Origin of the sequence: Roseococcus thiosulfatophilus (genome assembly GCF_017311575.1) — a bacterium.
Classification (GTDB): domain Bacteria; phylum Pseudomonadota; class Alphaproteobacteria; order Acetobacterales; family Acetobacteraceae; genus Roseococcus; species Roseococcus thiosulfatophilus.
Map to the genome: position 1 here is coordinate 256,752 of NZ_JAFFQY010000022.1, position 16,682 is coordinate 273,433.

Here is a 16,682-nt window from a genome sequence, read left to right on the forward strand (position 1 = left end):
GGTCCCGGTTTCAGTTCCCCCGCTCAGCGGATGCGGGGCAGTTCGTCAAACGTGTGGAAGGGCGGCGGGCTGCTGACCTGCCATTCCAGGGTGGTGGCACCCTCGCCCCAGTAGTTGGGCGCCGCCTGCTCGCCACGGCGGAGCGTGACCCACATGACGTAGAAGAAGAACAGGAAGCTCGCGATCGCGATGTAGGAGCCCACCGAGGCGACCATGTTCCACCCCGTCATGGCATCCGGATAATCCGGGTAGCGCCGCGGCATGCCCTGGTTGCCCAGGAAGTGCATGGGGAAGAAGGTCAGGTTCACGCCCACGAAGGTCAGCCAGAAGTGGATCTTGCCGAGCCGCTCGGGGTACTGGCGGCCGCTCATCTTGCCGATCCAGTAGTAGATGCCGGCATAGATGCCGAACACCGCACCCAGGCTCAGCACGTAGTGGAAGTGCGCCACCACATAATAGGTGTTGTGCAGGATCTGCGTGATACCGGCATTGGCGAGCACCACGCCCGTCACGCCGCCCACGGTGAACAGGAAGATGAAGCCCACCGAGAACAGCATCGGCGTGTCCATCTTGATGGAGCCGCCCCACATGGTGGCGATCCAGGAGAAGATCTTGATGCCCGTCGGCACGGCGATGACCATGGTCGCGGCCATGAAGTAGGCGCGCGTGTCCACGTCGATGCCCGAGGTGTACATGTGGTGCGCCCACACCACGAAGCCCACCACGCCGATCGCGACCATGGCGTAGGCCATGCCGAGATAGCCGAAGACCGGCTTGCGGCTGAAGGTGGAGATGACGTGGCTGACGATGCCGAAGGCCGGCAGGATCATGATGTACACTTCGGGGTGGCCGAAGAACCAGAACAGGTGCTGGAACAGCACCGGGTCACCGCCGCCGGCCGGGTCGAAGAAGGCCGTGCCGAAGTTGCGGTCCGTGATCAGCATGGTGATGGCGCCGCCCAGCACGGGCACGGCCAGCAGCAGCAGGAAGGCCGTCACCAGCATGGACCACACGAACAGCGGCATCTTGTGCAGCGTCATGCCCGGGGCGCGCATGTTGAAGATGGTCGTGATGAAGTTGGCCGCGCCCAGGATCGAGCTGGCGCCCGCCAGGTGCAGCGCGAACAGCGCCATGTCCATGGCCGGGCCGGGCTGGTAGGTGCTGTCCGACAGGGGCGGATAGATGGTCCAGCCCGCGCCGGCGCCGCCGCCCACGAAGAGGCTGCCGCCCAGCAGCAGGAAGGCCGGCACCAGCAGCCAGAAGCTGATGTTGTTCAGCCGCGGGAAGGCCATGTCCGGCGCGCCGATCATGATGGGCACGAACCAGTTGCCGAAGCCGCCGATCAGCGCCGGCATGATCACGAAGAACACCATGATCAGCCCGTGGGCCGACACATAGGCGTTCCACATCTGCCCATCGGCGAAGATCTGCAGGCCCGGGGACTGCAGTTCGAGACGCATCAGGAAGGACAGCCCCACGCCGACCAGCGCGGCGAAGAGCGAGAAGATGATGTAGAGGGTGCCGATATCCTTGTGGTTCGTGCTGAACAGCCAGCGATTCACAAAGTTCGGCTTGTGGTCGTCATGACCATGCGCGTCCGCAGCATATGCCATTGTCCGGTCGCCTTTCTCTCTCTCAGCCTGCGGTCACTGCTGGGCCGCTGCGGTACGGATGGGGTTGGCGGCGGGCATCGCAAGAGCCGGCGCGTTGTTCCCCGGAATGGTGTGGGCGAAGCGCGTGCGCGCGGCCTCGGCCCAGGCGTTGAATTCCTCCTGGGGCACGGCGCGGATCACGATCGGCATGAACCAATGGTTCGTGCCGCAGATCTGGTTGCACTGGCCATAGAAGGTGCCGGGGCGGTCGGCGCGCATCCAGGTCTCGAGCGTACGGCCCGGGATGTTGTAGCGCTGCACGCCCAGCGAGGGGATGAAGAAGCTGTGGATCACGTCGGCGCCCTGGGTCAGCACGCGCACGGTGGCGCCCACGGGGATCAGCAGCGGCTCGTCCACTTCCAGGTTGCGGAACTGGCCGGGCGTCAGGTCCTCGTCGAAGACCGGGCGGCTGTCGAAGGCGAAGTTGCCGTGGTCCGGCATCCGGTAGTTCCAGTACCACTGGTGGCCGGTCACGTTGATCGTGAAGTCGGCGTCGCGCGCGCGGTCCTGGTAGTAGATCAGCCGGAAGGACGGGATGGCGATGACCACCAGGATCAGCACCGGGACGACCGTCCACGCGATTTCCAGGCCGGTGTGGTGGCTGGTCCGCGACGGCACCGGGTTGCGATTGGCGTTGTAGCGCCAGATGCACCAGGCCAGCAGCAGCGCCACGAAGATCGTGATCGCCACGATGATGTTGAACACCAGCGTGTTGAAGTCGCCGATGGCGTCCTTGATGGGACCGCCCGAGGTCTGCAGACCCATGCCCCACGGCACGGGGGCGCCGACCATCGGCTCCGTCGCCGGGGCCGTCTGCGCGAATGCGTTGCCGGCGCCTGCCAGAAGCACCGCCGCCATCATGATGATTCGTCCTATACGCCCAATCACGCGCCGCACCTTGCCCTCGAACCTGGAGACAGACCCTGCTGGGGGCGCTGTCCGGCAGCCCCATGGCCGCCTTTTTGCGCGCCTGCCCGCGGCATCTTTCCCGAAGGTCCCGTACCCGGCAGGGCGGCCGGACCATAGTCTCCGGCCCAAGGCGCGGCAAGGGTCAGCGTGCGCTTATGGGCCGGTTCCGCGCGGTTTCCGTCAGCCCGGCTCGATCTCGCCCTCGACCTCCTCGGCCACATGGTCCGCCATGTCGGTCAGCATCGAGCGGATGTGCGGGTCGCCCACCACGTAGAACACCATCCGCCCCCGCCGGTCCGCCTGCAGAAGCCGCGCCGCGCGCAGCAGGCGCAGGTGGTGGGAGACGAGGCTGGCCGAGATTTCCAGCCGTTCCGCCATGGCGCCCACCGAAGCCGGTTCGTCCAGGCAGGCCATGATGATCTTGAGGCGCGTGGGGTCGCTCATCAGGCGGAACATTTCCGCGAGCTCGACCACCTCATCCTCATTGATGCGCAGCCTTGCCTTCATGCCAACCGCGCCTCCAACGCGACTCCAGCCTTGACGTTTCCGCGTGCCGGCGCAACATGCATCGCTAATATCTTGATTTTAAACGGATAAATGAAGACATGAACAGCTATGCAGCTATTGGGCGCAGGGCGCTGCTCACCGCCGGCACGCTGCTCGCCACCCCCGCCCTGGCCCAGCGCGGCCCCCGGCCCACCCTGCTCGCCACCACCGGCATGGTGGGCGACCTCGTGCGCGGCGTGGCCGGCGAGGGCTTCAACGTCGAGACGTTGATCGGCGAGGGCGTGGACCCCCACCTCTTCCGCCCCACCCGCAACGACGTGGCCCGTCTGCTGCGGGCCGATGCCGTCTTCTACAACGGCCACCGGCTGGAAGGCCGCATGACCGAGGTGCTGGAACGCGCCGCCGCCCAGGGCCGGCCCATCCTGGCGGTGGCCGAGACCCTGCCGCGCGAGCGCCTTCGCCCCAATGAGGACTACCCCGACGCCGCGGACCCGCATGTCTGGATGGACCCCACCCTCTGGGCCGAGTGCGCGCCCGCCGTGGCCCAGACCCTGAACCGGCTGCGCCCGGGCGAGGATTTCCGCCGCGGCGTCGAGGCCATCCGGATGCGCCTGTCCCGCCTCGACGCCTATGCGCGCGAGGTGCTGGCCCCCATCCCGGCCGCCTCCCGCGTGCTGCTGACGGCGCATGACGCCTTCGCCTATTTCGGCGCCCGCTACGAGCTGGAGGTCGAGAGCATCCAGGGCCTTTCCACCGAGGCGGAGGCGAGCCTCGCCAACATCGAAGCCATGGTCCGCCTGATCGTGGAGCGCCGCATCCCAGCCGTCTTCGCCGAAAGCTCCGTGCCGGACCGCGCCGTGCGCGCGCTGATCGAGGGCGCGGGCGCGCGCGGGCAGCGTCTTGCCATGGGCGGCGTTTTGTATTCCGACTCGATGGGACGCCCAGGCACCTACACCGGCACCTATGAGGGCATGATGGACCACAACATCACCACCATCGCGCGCGCGCTGGGGGGCAATCCGCCGCCGCGCGGCCTGAACAACCGGCTGTGAGCGCCCCCCCGGTCGAGATCCAGGGCCTCACCGTCCGCTATGGCGAGCGGCCCGCGCTGACCGGCGTGAACTGGACGGCGGCGCCTGGGCTGACCGCCATCCTCGGCCCCAATGGCGCGGGGAAATCCACTTTGCTCAAGGCCGCGCTAGGCCTGATCCCAGCCGCCGAGGGCCAGGTGCGCTTCTTCGGCCTGCCGCTGGAGCAGGCGCGCCCGCGCCTGGCCTACCTGCCGCAGCGCGCCAGCGTGGACTGGGATTTTCCGGCCAGCGCGCTGGATGTGGTGGCCATGGCCCGCCTGCCCCGCACCCGCTGGTTCGGCCGCCTGCCGCGGGCGGAGCGCGAGGCGGCCCGCGCCGCGCTCGCCGCCGTCGGCATGGCGGATTTCGCCGACCGGCAGATCGGCCGGCTCTCGGGCGGGCAGCAGCAGCGGGTGTTCCTCGCGCGGGCCCTCGCGCAGGAGGCCGATCTTTTCCTGATGGACGAACCGCTCGCCGCCGTGGACGTGGTGACGGAGCAGACCATCCTCGCCGTGCTGCACGGCCTTGTCCGGGCCGGAAAGTCGGTGCTGATGGTCCATCATGACCTCTCGCTGGTGCAGGCGCATTTCGACCAGGTGCTGATCCTGGCCGGGCGCGTGGTCGGCGCCGGTCCGGTGGCCGAGGCCTTCACCGAACCCGCCATCGCCCGCGCCTTCGGTGGCCTGCCCGGCCGCACCCCCACCGAGGCGGCGGCGTGATCGGCCACAACACGCTGGTGGTGCTGCTGGGCTGCGCGGCGCTGGGCGTGGCGGCGGGCGTGGTGGGCAGCTTCGCCCTGCTGCGCGGCCGCGCCCTGCTGGCCGACGCGATCGGCCATGCGGCGCTGCCCGGCGTGGTGCTGGCCGCCATGATCGTCTCGCTGCTGGGCGGCGAGAGCCGCGCGCTGGCGCCGCTGCTGCTGGGCGCGGCATTGACCGGCGTGCTGGGTCTGCTGGCGCTGCGGCGGTTGACGGCGTCTGGCCGCATCCGGCCCGATGCGGCCATCGCCGTGGTGCTGTCTTCCTTCTATGCGCTGGGCACGGTGGGTCTTTCCATCGCCCAGACCCTGCCGGGCGTGGCCCAGGCCGGGCTGTCCAGCTTCATCCTGGGCCAGGCGGCCACCTTGACCGAGAGCGACGCCATCCTGGCCGGCGCCCTGGCGCTGGGCTGCGTGGCGGTGGCAGTGGCCCTGTTCCAGCCCCTGCGCGCCCTGTGTTTCGACGAGGCCTTCGCCCGCGCCCAGGGCCTGCCGGTGCGGGCGCTCGATCTCACCTTGCTCGGCCTGCTGCTGGCCGTCTGCGTGGCGGGGTTGCCGGCGGTCGGGCTGGTGCTGGTGGTGGCGCTGCTGGTGGTGCCGGCCGCCGCCGCCCGGCTGCTGGCGGGGCGGCTGCCGGGCATGCTGGCCTTGGCCGCGCTGTTCGGCGCGGTGGCGGGGGCGGGGGGCGCGCTGGTCTCCACCCGCTTCGCCAGCATCCCGACCGGGGCGGCGGTGGTGCTGGGGGGGCTGGTGCTCTTCGCGGGCGCGCTGGGTGTCTCGCGGATGCGGCGCGCATGACGGATTTCCTTCGCCTCGACTTCGCGGCGCTGCTGGCCGCCATGCTGGCGGGCGGCACCTGCGGGTTGCTGGGCAGTTTCCTGGTGCTGCGGCGGGAAAGCCTGCTGGGCGATGCCCTCTCCCATGCCGTGCTGCCCGGCATCGTGGTCGGCTTCGCGCTGACCGGGCTGCGCAGCGCCTGGCCCATGTTGCTGGGGGCGCTGGGCGCGGCATTGCTGGCCACCGTCGCCATCACCTGGATCCGGCGCGCGGCGCGGCTGGAGGCGGGGGCGGCCACGGGCCTGGTCTTCACCGGCTTCTTCGCCCTGGGCCTGGTGCTGCTGGAGGTGACGGGCGCGCGCAATGCCGACCTCGACATTGATTGCGTGCTGTTCGGGCAGCTGGAAACCCTGGTCTGGCTGGAGGCGGCTGGCCTGGCCTCGCTGCTGGACCCCGCGGCGCTGGCCGGATTGCCGCGTCAGCTCGGCCTGCTGGCGGGGGTGGCGCTGGCGGCCTGCCTGTTCGTGGCGGCGTTTTGGCGGCCCTTGAAGCTGCTCTGCTTCGACCCGGACTTCGCCCGCAGCCTGGGCCTGCGCGTGGGGCGCTGGGAAATCCTGCTGAACCTGATGATCGCCGCCGCCGCCGTCGCCGCCTTCGAGGCGGTGGGCAGCATCCTGGTCATCGCGCTGCTGGTCTGCCCCGCCGCCGCCCTGCGCCTGATGACCGACCGCTACGCCGTGCAGGTCTGGGGCGGAGCCGCGCTGGGGGCCGGGCTGGGGGCGGCGGGCGTGCTGTTGGCCGGGCCGCTGCCGGCCGCGCTGGGGCTGGATTTCGCGCTCAGCGCGGCCGGGCTGATCGGCACGCTGGCGGGGCTGACGGTGGCCGTCGCCCTTCAGCGCCGGCGCCGCTTCCAGGCCCTGTAGCCATAGAAGACCAGCAGCAGCGCGCCCACGCCCACGAAGATCTTGCCCGCGCCGCCGATGCTTTCCTCGATGCGGGTGTAGGCGTCCTCCAGCATGTAGCCCAGCAGCGCCAGGCCACCGACCCAGAGGAAGGTTCCGGCCAGCGTCCAGGCATAGAAGATGTGGCGCGGCATCTCGATCAGCCCGGCCGGCACCGAAATCAGCGTGCGGATGCCGGGCATCATCCGTCCGATGAAGACCGCCATGGGGCCCCAGCGGCGCAGCGCGGATTCGGCGGCATCCAAATCCTCGCGCGTCACCCCGGCATAGCGGCCGAAGCGTTCGCAGAAGCGCTTGGCGCGCTCGGCGCCGAAGGCGCGGGCCAGCTCGAACCAGAGCGCATTCCCCAGCACCGTGCCCGCGACACCGGCGATGACGACGCCGGTCAGCGACAATTCCCCGCGCGCGGCGGCGAAGCCGGCGAAGGGCATGATGAGTTCCGATGGCAGGGGCGGAAACAGGTTCTCCAGGAACATGAGCGCCAGCACGCCGGCATAGCCCGCCGCCGATACCCATTCCGTGATCAGGTCCACCATGGGCGCGGCGTCCAGGCCATGCGGCGTTCGCTTGTGCTCACGCCGCCTAGCCTACCTTTCTGAGAGGATGATTCAGCGTTTTCGGCGATTCCGCCTCAACGCACCATGCTCTAGCACGGGCGGGGCAGGGCGGCCATAAACCGGCCGATGTCCGCTTCACCCGCCCGCCGCGCCGCCTCCCATCTTCTTGAAACCGTCCTGGAGGCCCAGCGCCCCCTGGAGGAGGCGCTGGACGGCGTGCCCCCCATGGACCCGCGGGACAAGGCCGCCGGCCACCGCATCGCCGCCGCCGTGCTGCGCCGCCTGGGCAGCCTGGACGCGGCGATGGAGCCCTGGTTGCGCCGCGCGCCCCCGGCCCCCGCGCTGCGCGCGCTGCGCATCGGCGCGGCCGAACTGCTGCTGCTGGGCACGCCGCCCCATGCGGCCGTGGCCTCGGCGGTGTCGCTGGCCCCGCGCCCGCTCGCCGGGCTGGTCAATGCCGTGCTGCGCCGCCTGGCCGAGGCCGGGCCGGCCGCGCTGGAGGGCCTCGACGCCGAACGGCTGGACACGCCGCCCTGGCTCTGGGCCGCCTGGCACGCCGCCCATGGCGAGGATGTGCGCGCCATCGCCGCCGCGCACCGGGTGGAGGCGCCGCTGGACCTCAGCCTGCGCCCCGGCGCGGCCCTGCCCGAGGGCGCCACCCTGCTGCCCACCGGCACGGCCCGCCTGCCCGCCGGCACACGCATCACCGAATTGCCCGGCTTCGCCGAGGGCGATTTCTGGGCCCAGGACATGGCGGCCGCCCTGCCGGCCCGGCTGCTGGCCGCGCGCGAGGGCGAGCATGTGGCCGACCTCTGTGCCGCCCCCGGCGGCAAGACCGCGCAACTGGCCCTGACCGGCGCCCGCGTGGTGGCGGTGGAGCGCGACAGTGCCCGCATGGGAAGGCTGCGCGAGAACATGCTGCGGCTGCGCATCACGCCCGAGCTGGTCTGCGAGGACGCCGCCCGCTGGCAGCCCGCCGCGCCGCTCGACGCCGTGCTGCTGGACGCGCCCTGCACCGCCACCGGCACCATACGCCGCCATCCCGACCTGCCGCATCTGCGCCGGCCGAAGGATGTGACGAAGCTGGCGCAGGAACAGCGCCGCCTGCTGCACGCCGCCGCGCGGATGCTGCGGCCGGGCGGGCGGATGGTGTTCGCCACCTGCTCGCTCCAGGCCGAGGAGGGCGAGGCGCATCTGGCCGCCCTGCCCGAGGGGATGCGCCTGGACCCCATCCGCGCCGAGGAGTTGCCGGGGCTGGAGGGCTGCATCACCCCCCAGGGCGCGCTGCGGACCCGCCCCGATCAGGGGCCGGAGGGCGGGATGGACGGGTTCTTCGCGATGCGGCTGGTCAGGGGTTAGCGTCTGATCGGCAGCGCTGGCCTCACCAGACCCAGCCGCCGCCGCCATAGCCGTAATAGCCGCGCCAGCGCCAATGCGGGGGCGGCGCGTAGTAGTAGGGCGCCGGCTCGACCACCGTCACCACGGCGCGGGGTTCCTGAATGGTGTTGCCCGCCGCCGCCATGCATTGGGCGTAGACCACGTCATAGCGGCGCTGCAGCCCGAAGCTGCCCGCCTGGGCCTGGCCGGCGCCGACGGCCGAACCGCCCAGCAGCCCCACCCCCGCGCCCACCGCCGCGCCCGCGCCGGCATTGCCGCTGGCGGCCCCCAGCAGCGCGCCCGCCGTGGCGCCCAGCGCCGTCCCGACCACCGCCGAGCCCACCGCCGCCTGGTTCGCCGCCACCTGCGGCCCGCCGCCGCCGATGGCGTGGAAGGCGGTCTGCTGGCAGGCGAAATCCTCTCGCTGGAACTGCGCGAAATCCTTGCCGGCGGGCGGCAGCGCCGTGATGCTCGGCCCGCTGGGGGGCGGGATGGCGCATGCCCCCAGCCCCAAACCGGCCACGGCGCAGGCCACGATGTCCTTCCTGCCCATCATCACTCTCCCATTCCTTGCGGACGGGATTTGGGCGCCGCCCCCGGCGGATGCCAGGGTTCGTTACACTTACCCCACGCCCATCACCCCACGTTGGGCGGCAGCAGCGAGACATGGGCGGCCACCACGCGCCAGCCCTCGGGCATCCGCACCCAGCTTTGCGACTGGCGGCCCACCTGGTTGCTGCCCTCGCGGCGGAAGGTGGTGTTGGCGGTGCCGAAGTCGCGCCCATAGGTGGTCAGCACCGTCCGCAGCAGCTCGCGCCCGAAGGGGCCCGGGCGGGCGGCACGGAAGGCCGCGATCTCGGCATGGCCGTGCAGGTTCTCACCCGGCCCGTAGCGGACGGTGTGGGGGCTGACCCAGAAGAGTTCGTCCAGCACGGCCACGTCATTGGTGGTCAGCGCCACCTCGTAGCGGCGGAAGGCGGCGGTGAGCTCGGCCAGGGCCTCGGGGTTGTTGATCTCAGGCATGGGTGTCCCTCGGGTTGGGGGCGCGGCAGGCGCCGATGCGTTCCAGATGCGCGGCCAGGCGAAACAGCTTGTCCTCAGCCCAGGGGGCGCCGATCAACTGCACGCCGATGGGCATGTCGCCCGGCGTGGGCACCCCCGCCACGGGGGCCGCGATGACGGGCAGGCCGATGCAGGAGATGGGCTGGGTGTAGATGCCGAGGTTGGGCCGCACCGGGATGCTCTGCCCATCCACCTCGATCATCTCCTGGCCGATGGGGGGCGCCACATAGGGGGTGGCGGGGGCGATCAGCACGTCGAACTCCTCGAACAGCGCCAGGGCCTTTGCCCGATAGGCCGCCCGCGCGCGCTGCGCCTGCTGCACCCAGGTGGCGGGCAGCAGGGCGCCGGCCAGGAAGCGGTCGCACGTGCCGGGATCGAAATCCTCGGAGCGGGCCCGGAGGTTGGGGAGGTGCAGGTTCGCCCCCTCGGCCATGGTGATGAGGAAGGCCGCCGCCCGGCCGATGGCGGCGTCGGGGAGGGCGACGCGGCTTGTGGCGCCGAGCGCGCGGGCGACCGCCTCCACCGCCGCGAAGGCTTCGGCGTGGCCGTTGCGGGCGAAGTGGTCGTCCAGGATGCCGATGCGGAGGTCGGCGGCGCCTTCCAGCGACACGGGCTCGACACCGCGCCAGGCCTGGGCGTGGTCCTCGGCATCATCGCCCTGCAAGGCGTTGTAGGCCAGCGCCAGGTCGGCCACGTCGCGGGCAAAGGGCCCCAGATGGTCCAGCGCGCCCACGAACAGGAAGGCCCCGCGCCGGGACAGCCGCCCATAGGTCGGCTTCAGCCCCCAGATGCCACAGAGCGAGGAGGGCACCCGGATGGACCCATTGGTGTCGCTGCCCAGCGTGATGGGCACCAGCCCCGCCGCCACCGCCGCCGCACTCCCGCCCGAGGAGCCGCCGGCGATGCGCGTCAGGTCATGCGGGTTGTGGCAGGGGCCGAAATGGGCGTTCTCGGTGGTGAAGCCATAGGCGTATTCGTCCATGTTCAGCGCGCCGAGCATGACGGCGCCCGCCGCGCGCAGCCTCTGGACGAGGAAGGCGTCGGCACGGGCGGGGGGGCTGTCGCGCTCGATCTTGGCGCCGGCCAGCGTCACCACGCCTTCCAGGTCGAACAGGTTCTTTACCGCGACCGGCACGCCGGCCAGCGGGCCAGGGTCGCGCCCCGCCGCCACGGCCGCATCCACCGCCGCGGCCTCGGCGCGGGCGCGGGCGGCGGTGACTTCCGTGAAGGCGTTGAAGCGCGCGTCGCGGGCGGCGATGTCGGCCAGATGGGCCTCCACCACCTCGGCCGCGCGGCGCCGGCCGGCGCGGATCTCGGCGGCGATGGTCGCGGCGCTCACTTGGGCGGCGTCCGGCCGGCGGTGAAGACGGGCGCGGCCTCATCGGCCGGCGTCAGGGGCATCTGCGCCACCAGCGCCGCCATGCGGGCGGCCAGGGTCAGGTTCATGACCACCCCGGGTAGGTGCTTCTCGTGCAGGGGCAGCCCCACCGCGGCCGCGGCCTGTCTCGCATAGGCTTCGGGGTCGAATTCCGGCATGGCTGGCACCTCCCTCCCGCCTGTTTCCGCCGGGAGGGGCGCGCGCGCCAAGGGGGCGGGCAGGGGTCCTCATCGCCCGCCATGCGCCGGCTGCGCCCCTGCTCAGCAAGGTGGCGCGGGATTGTGCAAACCCCGCCGCTTCCGCATTGACCGGCGCCGCGCCCCCTGCCATCCCAAGACCCATGTCCGACCCTGCCCTCCGTTCCGTCCGCGCCTGGCCCTTCGAGGAGGCGGCGAAGCTCGCCGACCGCCTGGCCGCCGCCGGCAAACGTGAGGCGCTGCTGGAGACCGGCTATGGCCCCTCCGGCCTGCCGCATATCGGCACCTTCGGCGAGGTGGCGCGCACCACCTGGGTCCGTCGCGCCTTCGAGGCCATGACCGGCCTGCCCACCCGCCTCATCGCCTTCAGCGACGACATGGACGGCCTGCGGAAGGTGCCGGACAATGTTCCCAACAAGGAGATGCTGGCGAAGCATCTCGGCCAGCCGCTGACGCGCATCCCCGACCCCTTCGGCACCCACCCGAGCTTCGGCGCCCACAACAACGCCCGGCTGCGCGCCTTCCTGGACGCCTTCGGCTTCGCCTACGAGTTCGCCTCTTCCACCGACTACTACGCCTCCGGCCGCTTCGACGCCGCGCTGCTGCGGATGCTCGCCCTGCACGAGGAGGTGCGGCAGGTGATCCTGCCCACATTGGGCGCGGAGCGCCGGGCCACCTATTCGCCCTTCCTGCCCATCCATCCCCGAACCGGCATCGTCATGCAGGTGCCGGTGGAGGAGACGCGGCCCGAGGCCGGCACCATCGTCTGGACCGACCCTGACAGCGGCGAGCGCTTCGAGACCCCCGTCACCGGCGGCGCCTGCAAGGCGCAGTGGAAGGCCGACTGGGCGCTGCGCTGGTACGCGCTGGGCGTGGACTACGAGATGTCCGGCAAGGACCTGATCGACAGCGTGCGGCTGAGTTCCGCCATCTGCCGCGTGCTGGGCGGCGAGCCGCCCGTCACCTTCACCTATGAGCTGTTCAACGACGAGAACGGCCAGAAGATCAGCAAGAGCAAGGGCAATGGGCTCACCATCGAGCGATGGCTGGAATACGGCCCGCCCGAGAGCCTCGCCTGGTTCATGTTCGGCTCGCCCGGCAGTGCCAAGCGTCTGCACAAGGAAGTCATCCCGCGCGCGGTGGATGATTGGATGGCGGGCGTGGAGAAGCTCCGGGCGGAGCGCGACCCCGCCAACCCCGCCTGGCACATCCATGCCGGCGTGGCGCCCAACGAGAAGCTGCCGTCCATCTCCTACGCCACGCTGCTGAACCTGGCCGGCATCGCCAACACGGACGACCCCGCGCGGCTCTGGGCCTTCATCCGCAAATACTACCCGGACGCGGCGCCGGAGCATGAGCCCATGCTGGACCGCCTGGTCCGCAATGCCTGCGCCTATTGGCGCGACTGGGTGGCGCCCAAGCGGCATTTCCGCCCCGCGACGCCCGAGGAAGCGGCCGCGATGCGCGAGCTGGTGCGCCTGCTGCGCGAACGCCGCGCCGAGTTCGACGCCCTCCCCGCGGGGCCCGAGCGCGAGGCCGCCATCCAGAACGCCGTCTACGATGCCGGAAGGCGCGAGCCCTTCGCGGTGGTGAACAAGAAAGACGGCTCGCTCGGCGTCGGCCGTGCCTGGTTCCAGGCCCTCTATGAGGTGCTGTTGGGCAAGAGCGAGGGGCCGCGCTTCGGCGGCACCGTCGCCATCATGGGCGTGGACGAGGCCTGCGCCCTGATCGAGACGGCCCTCGCCCGCGAGGCCGCGCCGGCCTGATGTGCGTGCGGTGAAGACGCTCTGGCCGTTCGTGCGCCGGCATGGCGCCACCGTCTTCGGACTGGTGGTGCTGGTCGGCGCCATCTGGGTGGTGCAGCGCGAGTTCCGGAACCTCTCGGTGGCGGATGTGCGCGCCGCGCTGGCGGCGCTGCCCGTCTCCGGGCTGCTGGCGGCGGCGGGGCTCACGGTCGCGGCCTATGGCGTGCTGGCCATCTATGACTGGCTGGGGGCGCGCTATGCGGGGCGCCCCTCCTCCTGGGCGCGGGCGCTGCTCGCCTCCTTCTGCGGCTATTCGCTGGCGCACAACATCGGCTTCGCGGCGGTGTCCGGCGCGGCGGTGCGCTACCGGCTCTATTCGGCCTGGGGCTATTCGCCCATCGAGATCGGCAAGATCATCGGCTTCACCTCGCTCACCTTCGGGCTGGGCGGGATGGCGCTGGGCGGCATGGTGCTGCTGTTCGAGCCGGAGGTGCTGCCCTGGGCGGGCGAGCACATGCCGCGCTGGGGCTTGCAACTGCTCTCCGTGCCGCTCTTCGCGTTGGTGCTGGGCTATGTGCTGCTGAGCAAGTTCCGCCGCACCATCCGTGTCTTCGGCCATCGGGTGGACCTGCCCGGCGTGCGGATGGCCATGGTGCAGACCCTGCTGGCCACGGTGGACGTGGCCGTGACGGCCGCCATCTTCTACGTGCTGCTGCCGGCCGCGCCGGGCCTCACCTTTTTGCATTTCGTGGGCCTCTACCTCGCCGCCTACACGGCGGGCATCGCCGCCAATGTGCCGGGGGGGCTCGGCGTCTTCGACGGCGCCATCCTGCTGGGCCTCGCCCCCTATATGGGCGCGGCCGAGGTGGTGGGGGCGCTGCTGGTGTTCCGCCTCTACTACTACATCGTGCCGCTCTTCATCGCCGGCGGCCTCTTCGCGGGCTTCGAGGTGACGCAGCGCAGCGACTGGCTGTCGCGCTTCGGCGCCATCGGACGGGGCGCGATGCCGCTGGAGGTGCCGGCGCTGGCGGGGCTGGTCGCGATCTGCGGCGCGGTGCTGATCTTCCTGGGCGGGCTGCCGACCTCGGCCACCGTGCTGAAGGAGTGGGCCGGCTATGAGGCCGCGGTGGCGTCGCAGTTCGCCGCCTCGGTCGTGGGCTCGCTGCTGATCGTCATGGCCTTCGGCCTGGCGCGGCGGCTGGCCATCGCCTGGTGGGGCGGGCTGTTCCTGCTGCTGAACGGCGCGCTGATCGGCTGGCTGCGCGAGGAGGCCTGGTGGACCTGGGGCATCTTCCTGGTGGTCGCCGTGCTGCTGGCCACCATGCGCTCGGCCTTCTACCGCGGCAGCCGGCTGCGACGGGAACCCTTGTCCAACGAGATTCTGCTGCCGCTGGCCGCCACGTCCATCTGCGGCCTGACCCTGGCGCTGCTGGCCAATGCCGGTCAGCTGCAGGGCGAGAGCTGGTGGCAGATCGTGCTGATGGAAGACGCCACGCCGCAGCTGCGATTCACGGTCGGCATGACCGCCGTGCTGCTGCTGGCCGGCGTGGTGCAGCTGCTGCGCCCCGCACGGATCGAGGCGCTGGCCTGGAGCAGCGAGGCACGGCAGCGCCTGGCCACCTTCGGCGCGCGGCCGCCCGCGACGGCCGATGCGGTGCTGTGGGGCGAGGCGGAGCGCGCGGGCCTCGCCTTCAGCCGGCACGGGCCCGTCTGGATCGCGCATGGCGACCCGGCGGGCGAGGCGCGTGACGCCATCTCGGCCATCTGGCGCTTCCGGGACCTGTGCGAGCGGAACGGGGCACGCCCTGCCTTCATTGATGTCGGCCCCGAAAATCTGCGCATCTATGCCGACACGGGCCTGCAAACCCTGCCCGACGCCAAGCGGCCGGGGCGCTACCTGGCCTGCGACGCGCAGCGGGACCTGGAGGTGGTGCAGGCGGCCTGAGGGGCCGCCGGCCGGTTCACTGGCTGCTCCAGAGGATGCGGTGCATCCAGGCCACGTCCTGCAGGTCGAAGCTGTAGTCGGGGTGGGCGGGGTTCAGGCTCGCCACCTCGATGCGCTTGGCGCTTTGGCGCCGCAATTCCTTCGCCATCACCTCGCCCGCCCGCGTCCGCAGCACCACGCGGTCCCCGCGCCGGATGGGGGCGGCGGGCGAGACGATGACCACATCCCCGTCGCGGAACACCGGGGACATGGAGTCGCCTGAGATCTCCAGCGCATAGGCGTTGGGGTCCCCGATCTCGGGCAGGCTGATCTCGTCCCAGCTGCCCCCCACCGGGAAGCCGCCATCATCGAAATACCCGTCGCTCCCCGCCTGGGCGAGGCCGATCAGCGGCACGCGGCGCACCACGCCACGCCCGCCGCGTGACTGGCTGGGCAGGGTGGCGCTGCCGGAGACGAGGCTGGAAAAGGCCTCTATTCCTGCCCCCGTCGCGGCCAGCACCTTGGCGATGCTCTCCGTGGAAGGCCATCGGGCGCGCCCGTCCGGCCCCACCCGCTTGGAAGGGTTGAAGGCCGTGGGGTCGAGCCCTGCGCGACGCGCGAGCCCCGAGGGCGAAAGCCCGTTCTCGGCGGCGAGCGAATCGAGCGCCCGCCAGATGTCATCGTGTCGCATATACAAAAGATGTTAGGTCGGCGGTCCGGATGCAATAGGAACATCTTGCTTTCTGGCGGGGAGGTGAGTCACAACCATGAGTGTGCACGCCCGCCGGCAATGCACGCCCCCCAAGCCTCCCTCCAAGAAGGATGTGTCGCTGATGTCCGCCTCCCCCCGCCCCGGGCATTCGCCCGTCTTCGCCAGCCTCGCCAAGGCCGAGCCCTTTCGCTCCGCGGAGGAGGCCTGGTTCTGGACCATGGCCGCCCTGACCGCACGGCGTGACGGCGCGCGCGTCAGCGCCGGCAAGGGCGCGGCGCTGCGCCCCTGCGACCCCGATGACGTGGTGAAATGCCTGGACCGCCTCTATCGCCAGCGACGCATCGAACTCTGCCACGCCCGCATCCTGCGCATCTGGGGCGAACGCGGCATGCCCCCCAGCCCCCGTCACGCCAATGAGCGCGGCGACGCCAGGCTGTGGCGCGAGGCCCTGTCGCGCCTGGAATTTCCTCTCCGTGTCAAAGGGATCGTGGCCGGCACGCCGCGCCTGGGGGAGGAGGCTGAGGTGCTGCCCTTCGCGCCAATCCGCCCGTGAAGCCCGCGCATCGGCGCCACGTCCAGCAGCGCGCCTGGATCATCTTCGCCGGCCGCGCGGACCATGGCTGGCAGCGCTGGCTGCGCCCGGGCTTCCGCCACTGCTTCGCCGCCATCGAGGACGCGCAGGGCTGGATGGTGCTGGAGGCGCTGACCGGGCGGCTGTTGCTGGCGCGTCTGGACGTACCGTCCGGCTTTGACGCACCGGCTTTCTATCGTCGAGCAGGGATGGTTCCGGTGGGGCCGTTTCCGCTCGACGAAACCACGCTCGGCCCCACGCGCGGGCCCTTGCCGTTGAACTGCGTCTCGGTGTGCCGGGCCGTGCTGGGGCCGCACGCCCCCTTCGCCTGGACCCCCTACGGGTTGTATCGCGCCCTGTCGTCTCGCGACTAGAATAGGAAAAAATACTTGACGACGGGCTTTCCGGCCCGCTAGAGAAGCCAGGCCAACGGGCGAATTGCGTCCGCGGGCATCCCTCCCTCCTCCCCCGCCTCGCGGCGGGCCATCCCCCCCCCGGATGGCCCGCCGTCTTTTTTCGCGCGGG

Annotated in this window: 18 protein-coding genes; 9 read left to right on the forward strand and 9 right to left on the reverse strand. The window is 71.3% G+C overall.

Features of this window, described 5'->3' with window-relative positions; translation table 11 throughout:
• Positions 1-23 precede the first annotated feature (23 nt).
• From ctaD to JTN19_RS10430, 3 genes are all read right to left on the reverse strand, one after another.
• A complete protein-coding gene (gene ctaD / locus JTN19_RS10420) occupies positions 24-1,613 on the reverse strand; it encodes a cytochrome c oxidase subunit I (protein ID WP_184382111.1) in 1,590 nt (529 codons plus the stop codon).
• Positions 1,614-1,646: 33 nt separating this feature from the next.
• On the reverse strand, positions 1,647-2,513 hold the full coding sequence (gene coxB / locus JTN19_RS10425) for a cytochrome c oxidase subunit II (RefSeq protein ID WP_206932082.1): 867 nt from the start codon (positions 2,511-2,513) through the stop codon (positions 1,647-1,649).
• A 228-nt stretch (positions 2,514-2,741) separates the two neighbouring features.
• A complete protein-coding gene (locus JTN19_RS10430; protein ID WP_206932084.1) occupies positions 2,742-3,068 on the reverse strand; it encodes an ArsR/SmtB family transcription factor in 327 nt (108 codons plus the stop codon).
• Positions 3,069-3,166: 98 nt separating this feature from the next.
• Here JTN19_RS10430 and JTN19_RS10435 point away from each other — a divergent pair, with 98 nt between their 5' ends.
• From JTN19_RS10435 to JTN19_RS10450, 4 genes are read left to right on the forward strand one after another with little or no spacing between them, the layout of a single operon-like run.
• On the forward strand, positions 3,167-4,120 hold the full coding sequence (locus JTN19_RS10435; protein ID WP_206932095.1) for a metal ABC transporter solute-binding protein, Zn/Mn family: 954 nt from the start codon (positions 3,167-3,169) through the stop codon (positions 4,118-4,120).
• Complete coding sequence (locus tag JTN19_RS10440; RefSeq protein WP_206932097.1) at positions 4,117-4,857, forward strand: ATP-binding cassette domain-containing protein; 741 nt, start codon at positions 4,117-4,119, stop codon at positions 4,855-4,857. Before JTN19_RS10435 ends, JTN19_RS10440 begins: the two co-directional genes overlap by 4 nt.
• Positions 4,854-5,693 (forward strand): metal ABC transporter permease, encoded by an 840-nt coding sequence (locus JTN19_RS10445; protein ID WP_206932098.1) that lies wholly within the window; start codon positions 4,854-4,856, stop codon positions 5,691-5,693. Before JTN19_RS10440 ends, JTN19_RS10445 begins: the two co-directional genes overlap by 4 nt.
• Positions 5,690-6,595, forward strand: coding sequence for a metal ABC transporter permease (locus JTN19_RS10450; RefSeq protein ID WP_206932099.1), 906 nt, complete (start codon positions 5,690-5,692; stop codon positions 6,593-6,595). Before JTN19_RS10445 ends, JTN19_RS10450 begins: the two co-directional genes overlap by 4 nt.
• Here JTN19_RS10450 and JTN19_RS10455 read toward each other — a convergent pair.
• Positions 6,565-7,170, reverse strand: a complete 606-nt coding sequence (locus JTN19_RS10455; protein WP_206932100.1) for a DedA family protein — start codon at positions 7,168-7,170, stop codon at positions 6,565-6,567. The genes JTN19_RS10450 and JTN19_RS10455 overlap by 31 nt on opposite strands.
• 147 nt (positions 7,171-7,317) lie before the next feature.
• Between JTN19_RS10455 and JTN19_RS10460 the strand changes: the two genes are divergently transcribed.
• Positions 7,318-8,550 (forward strand): RsmB/NOP family class I SAM-dependent RNA methyltransferase, encoded by a 1,233-nt coding sequence (locus JTN19_RS10460; protein ID WP_206932101.1) that lies wholly within the window; start codon positions 7,318-7,320, stop codon positions 8,548-8,550.
• A 22-nt stretch (positions 8,551-8,572) separates the two neighbouring features.
• Here JTN19_RS10460 and JTN19_RS10465 read toward each other — a convergent pair whose 3' ends face one another.
• From JTN19_RS10465 to JTN19_RS10480, 4 genes are all read right to left on the reverse strand, one after another.
• Positions 8,573-9,124: a glycine zipper family protein gene (locus tag JTN19_RS10465; RefSeq protein WP_206932102.1), complete on the reverse strand. Its 552-nt coding sequence runs from the start codon at positions 9,122-9,124 to the stop codon at positions 8,573-8,575.
• Between the two features lie 80 nt (positions 9,125-9,204).
• Complete coding sequence (gene hpxZ / locus JTN19_RS10470) at positions 9,205-9,591, reverse strand: oxalurate catabolism protein HpxZ (RefSeq protein WP_206932106.1); 387 nt, start codon at positions 9,589-9,591, stop codon at positions 9,205-9,207.
• The gene (locus tag JTN19_RS10475; RefSeq protein ID WP_206932108.1) at positions 9,584-10,969 is read right to left on the reverse strand and encodes an AtzE family amidohydrolase; all 1,386 of its coding nucleotides are present in this window, start codon (positions 10,967-10,969) and stop codon (positions 9,584-9,586) included. Before JTN19_RS10475 ends, hpxZ begins: the two co-directional genes overlap by 8 nt.
• Positions 10,966-11,166 (reverse strand): DUF4089 domain-containing protein, encoded by a 201-nt coding sequence (locus tag JTN19_RS10480; protein WP_206932110.1) that lies wholly within the window; start codon positions 11,164-11,166, stop codon positions 10,966-10,968. Before JTN19_RS10480 ends, JTN19_RS10475 begins: the two co-directional genes overlap by 4 nt.
• Positions 11,167-11,348: 182 nt before the next feature.
• On the opposite strand from JTN19_RS10480, the gene JTN19_RS10485 reads away from it, so the two are divergent.
• Together JTN19_RS10485 and JTN19_RS10490 are read left to right on the forward strand one after the other, a co-directional pair.
• Positions 11,349-12,971 carry a lysine--tRNA ligase gene (locus JTN19_RS10485; protein WP_206932112.1) on the forward strand — a complete coding sequence of 541 codons (1,623 nt, stop codon included), beginning with the start codon at positions 11,349-11,351 and terminating at the stop codon, positions 12,969-12,971.
• 10 nt (positions 12,972-12,981) lie between these two features.
• On the forward strand, positions 12,982-14,895 hold the full coding sequence (locus tag JTN19_RS10490; RefSeq protein ID WP_206932114.1) for a lysylphosphatidylglycerol synthase domain-containing protein: 1,914 nt from the start codon (positions 12,982-12,984) through the stop codon (positions 14,893-14,895).
• A 16-nt stretch (positions 14,896-14,911) separates the two neighbouring features.
• Here the strand turns inward: JTN19_RS10490 and JTN19_RS10495 are convergent, their stop codons facing one another.
• Positions 14,912-15,565, reverse strand: a complete 654-nt coding sequence (locus JTN19_RS10495; RefSeq protein WP_206932116.1) for a S24 family peptidase — start codon at positions 15,563-15,565, stop codon at positions 14,912-14,914.
• A 142-nt stretch (positions 15,566-15,707) separates the two neighbouring features.
• On the opposite strand from JTN19_RS10495, the gene JTN19_RS10500 reads away from it, so the two are divergent.
• Together JTN19_RS10500 and JTN19_RS10505 are read left to right on the forward strand one after the other, a co-directional pair.
• Positions 15,708-16,139, forward strand: coding sequence for a hypothetical protein (locus tag JTN19_RS10500; RefSeq protein ID WP_206932118.1), 432 nt, complete (start codon positions 15,708-15,710; stop codon positions 16,137-16,139).
• Positions 16,136-16,531: a hypothetical protein gene (locus tag JTN19_RS10505; protein ID WP_206932120.1), complete on the forward strand. Its 396-nt coding sequence runs from the start codon at positions 16,136-16,138 to the stop codon at positions 16,529-16,531. Before JTN19_RS10500 ends, JTN19_RS10505 begins: the two co-directional genes overlap by 4 nt.
• The last annotated feature ends 151 nt before the right edge of the window (positions 16,532-16,682 follow it).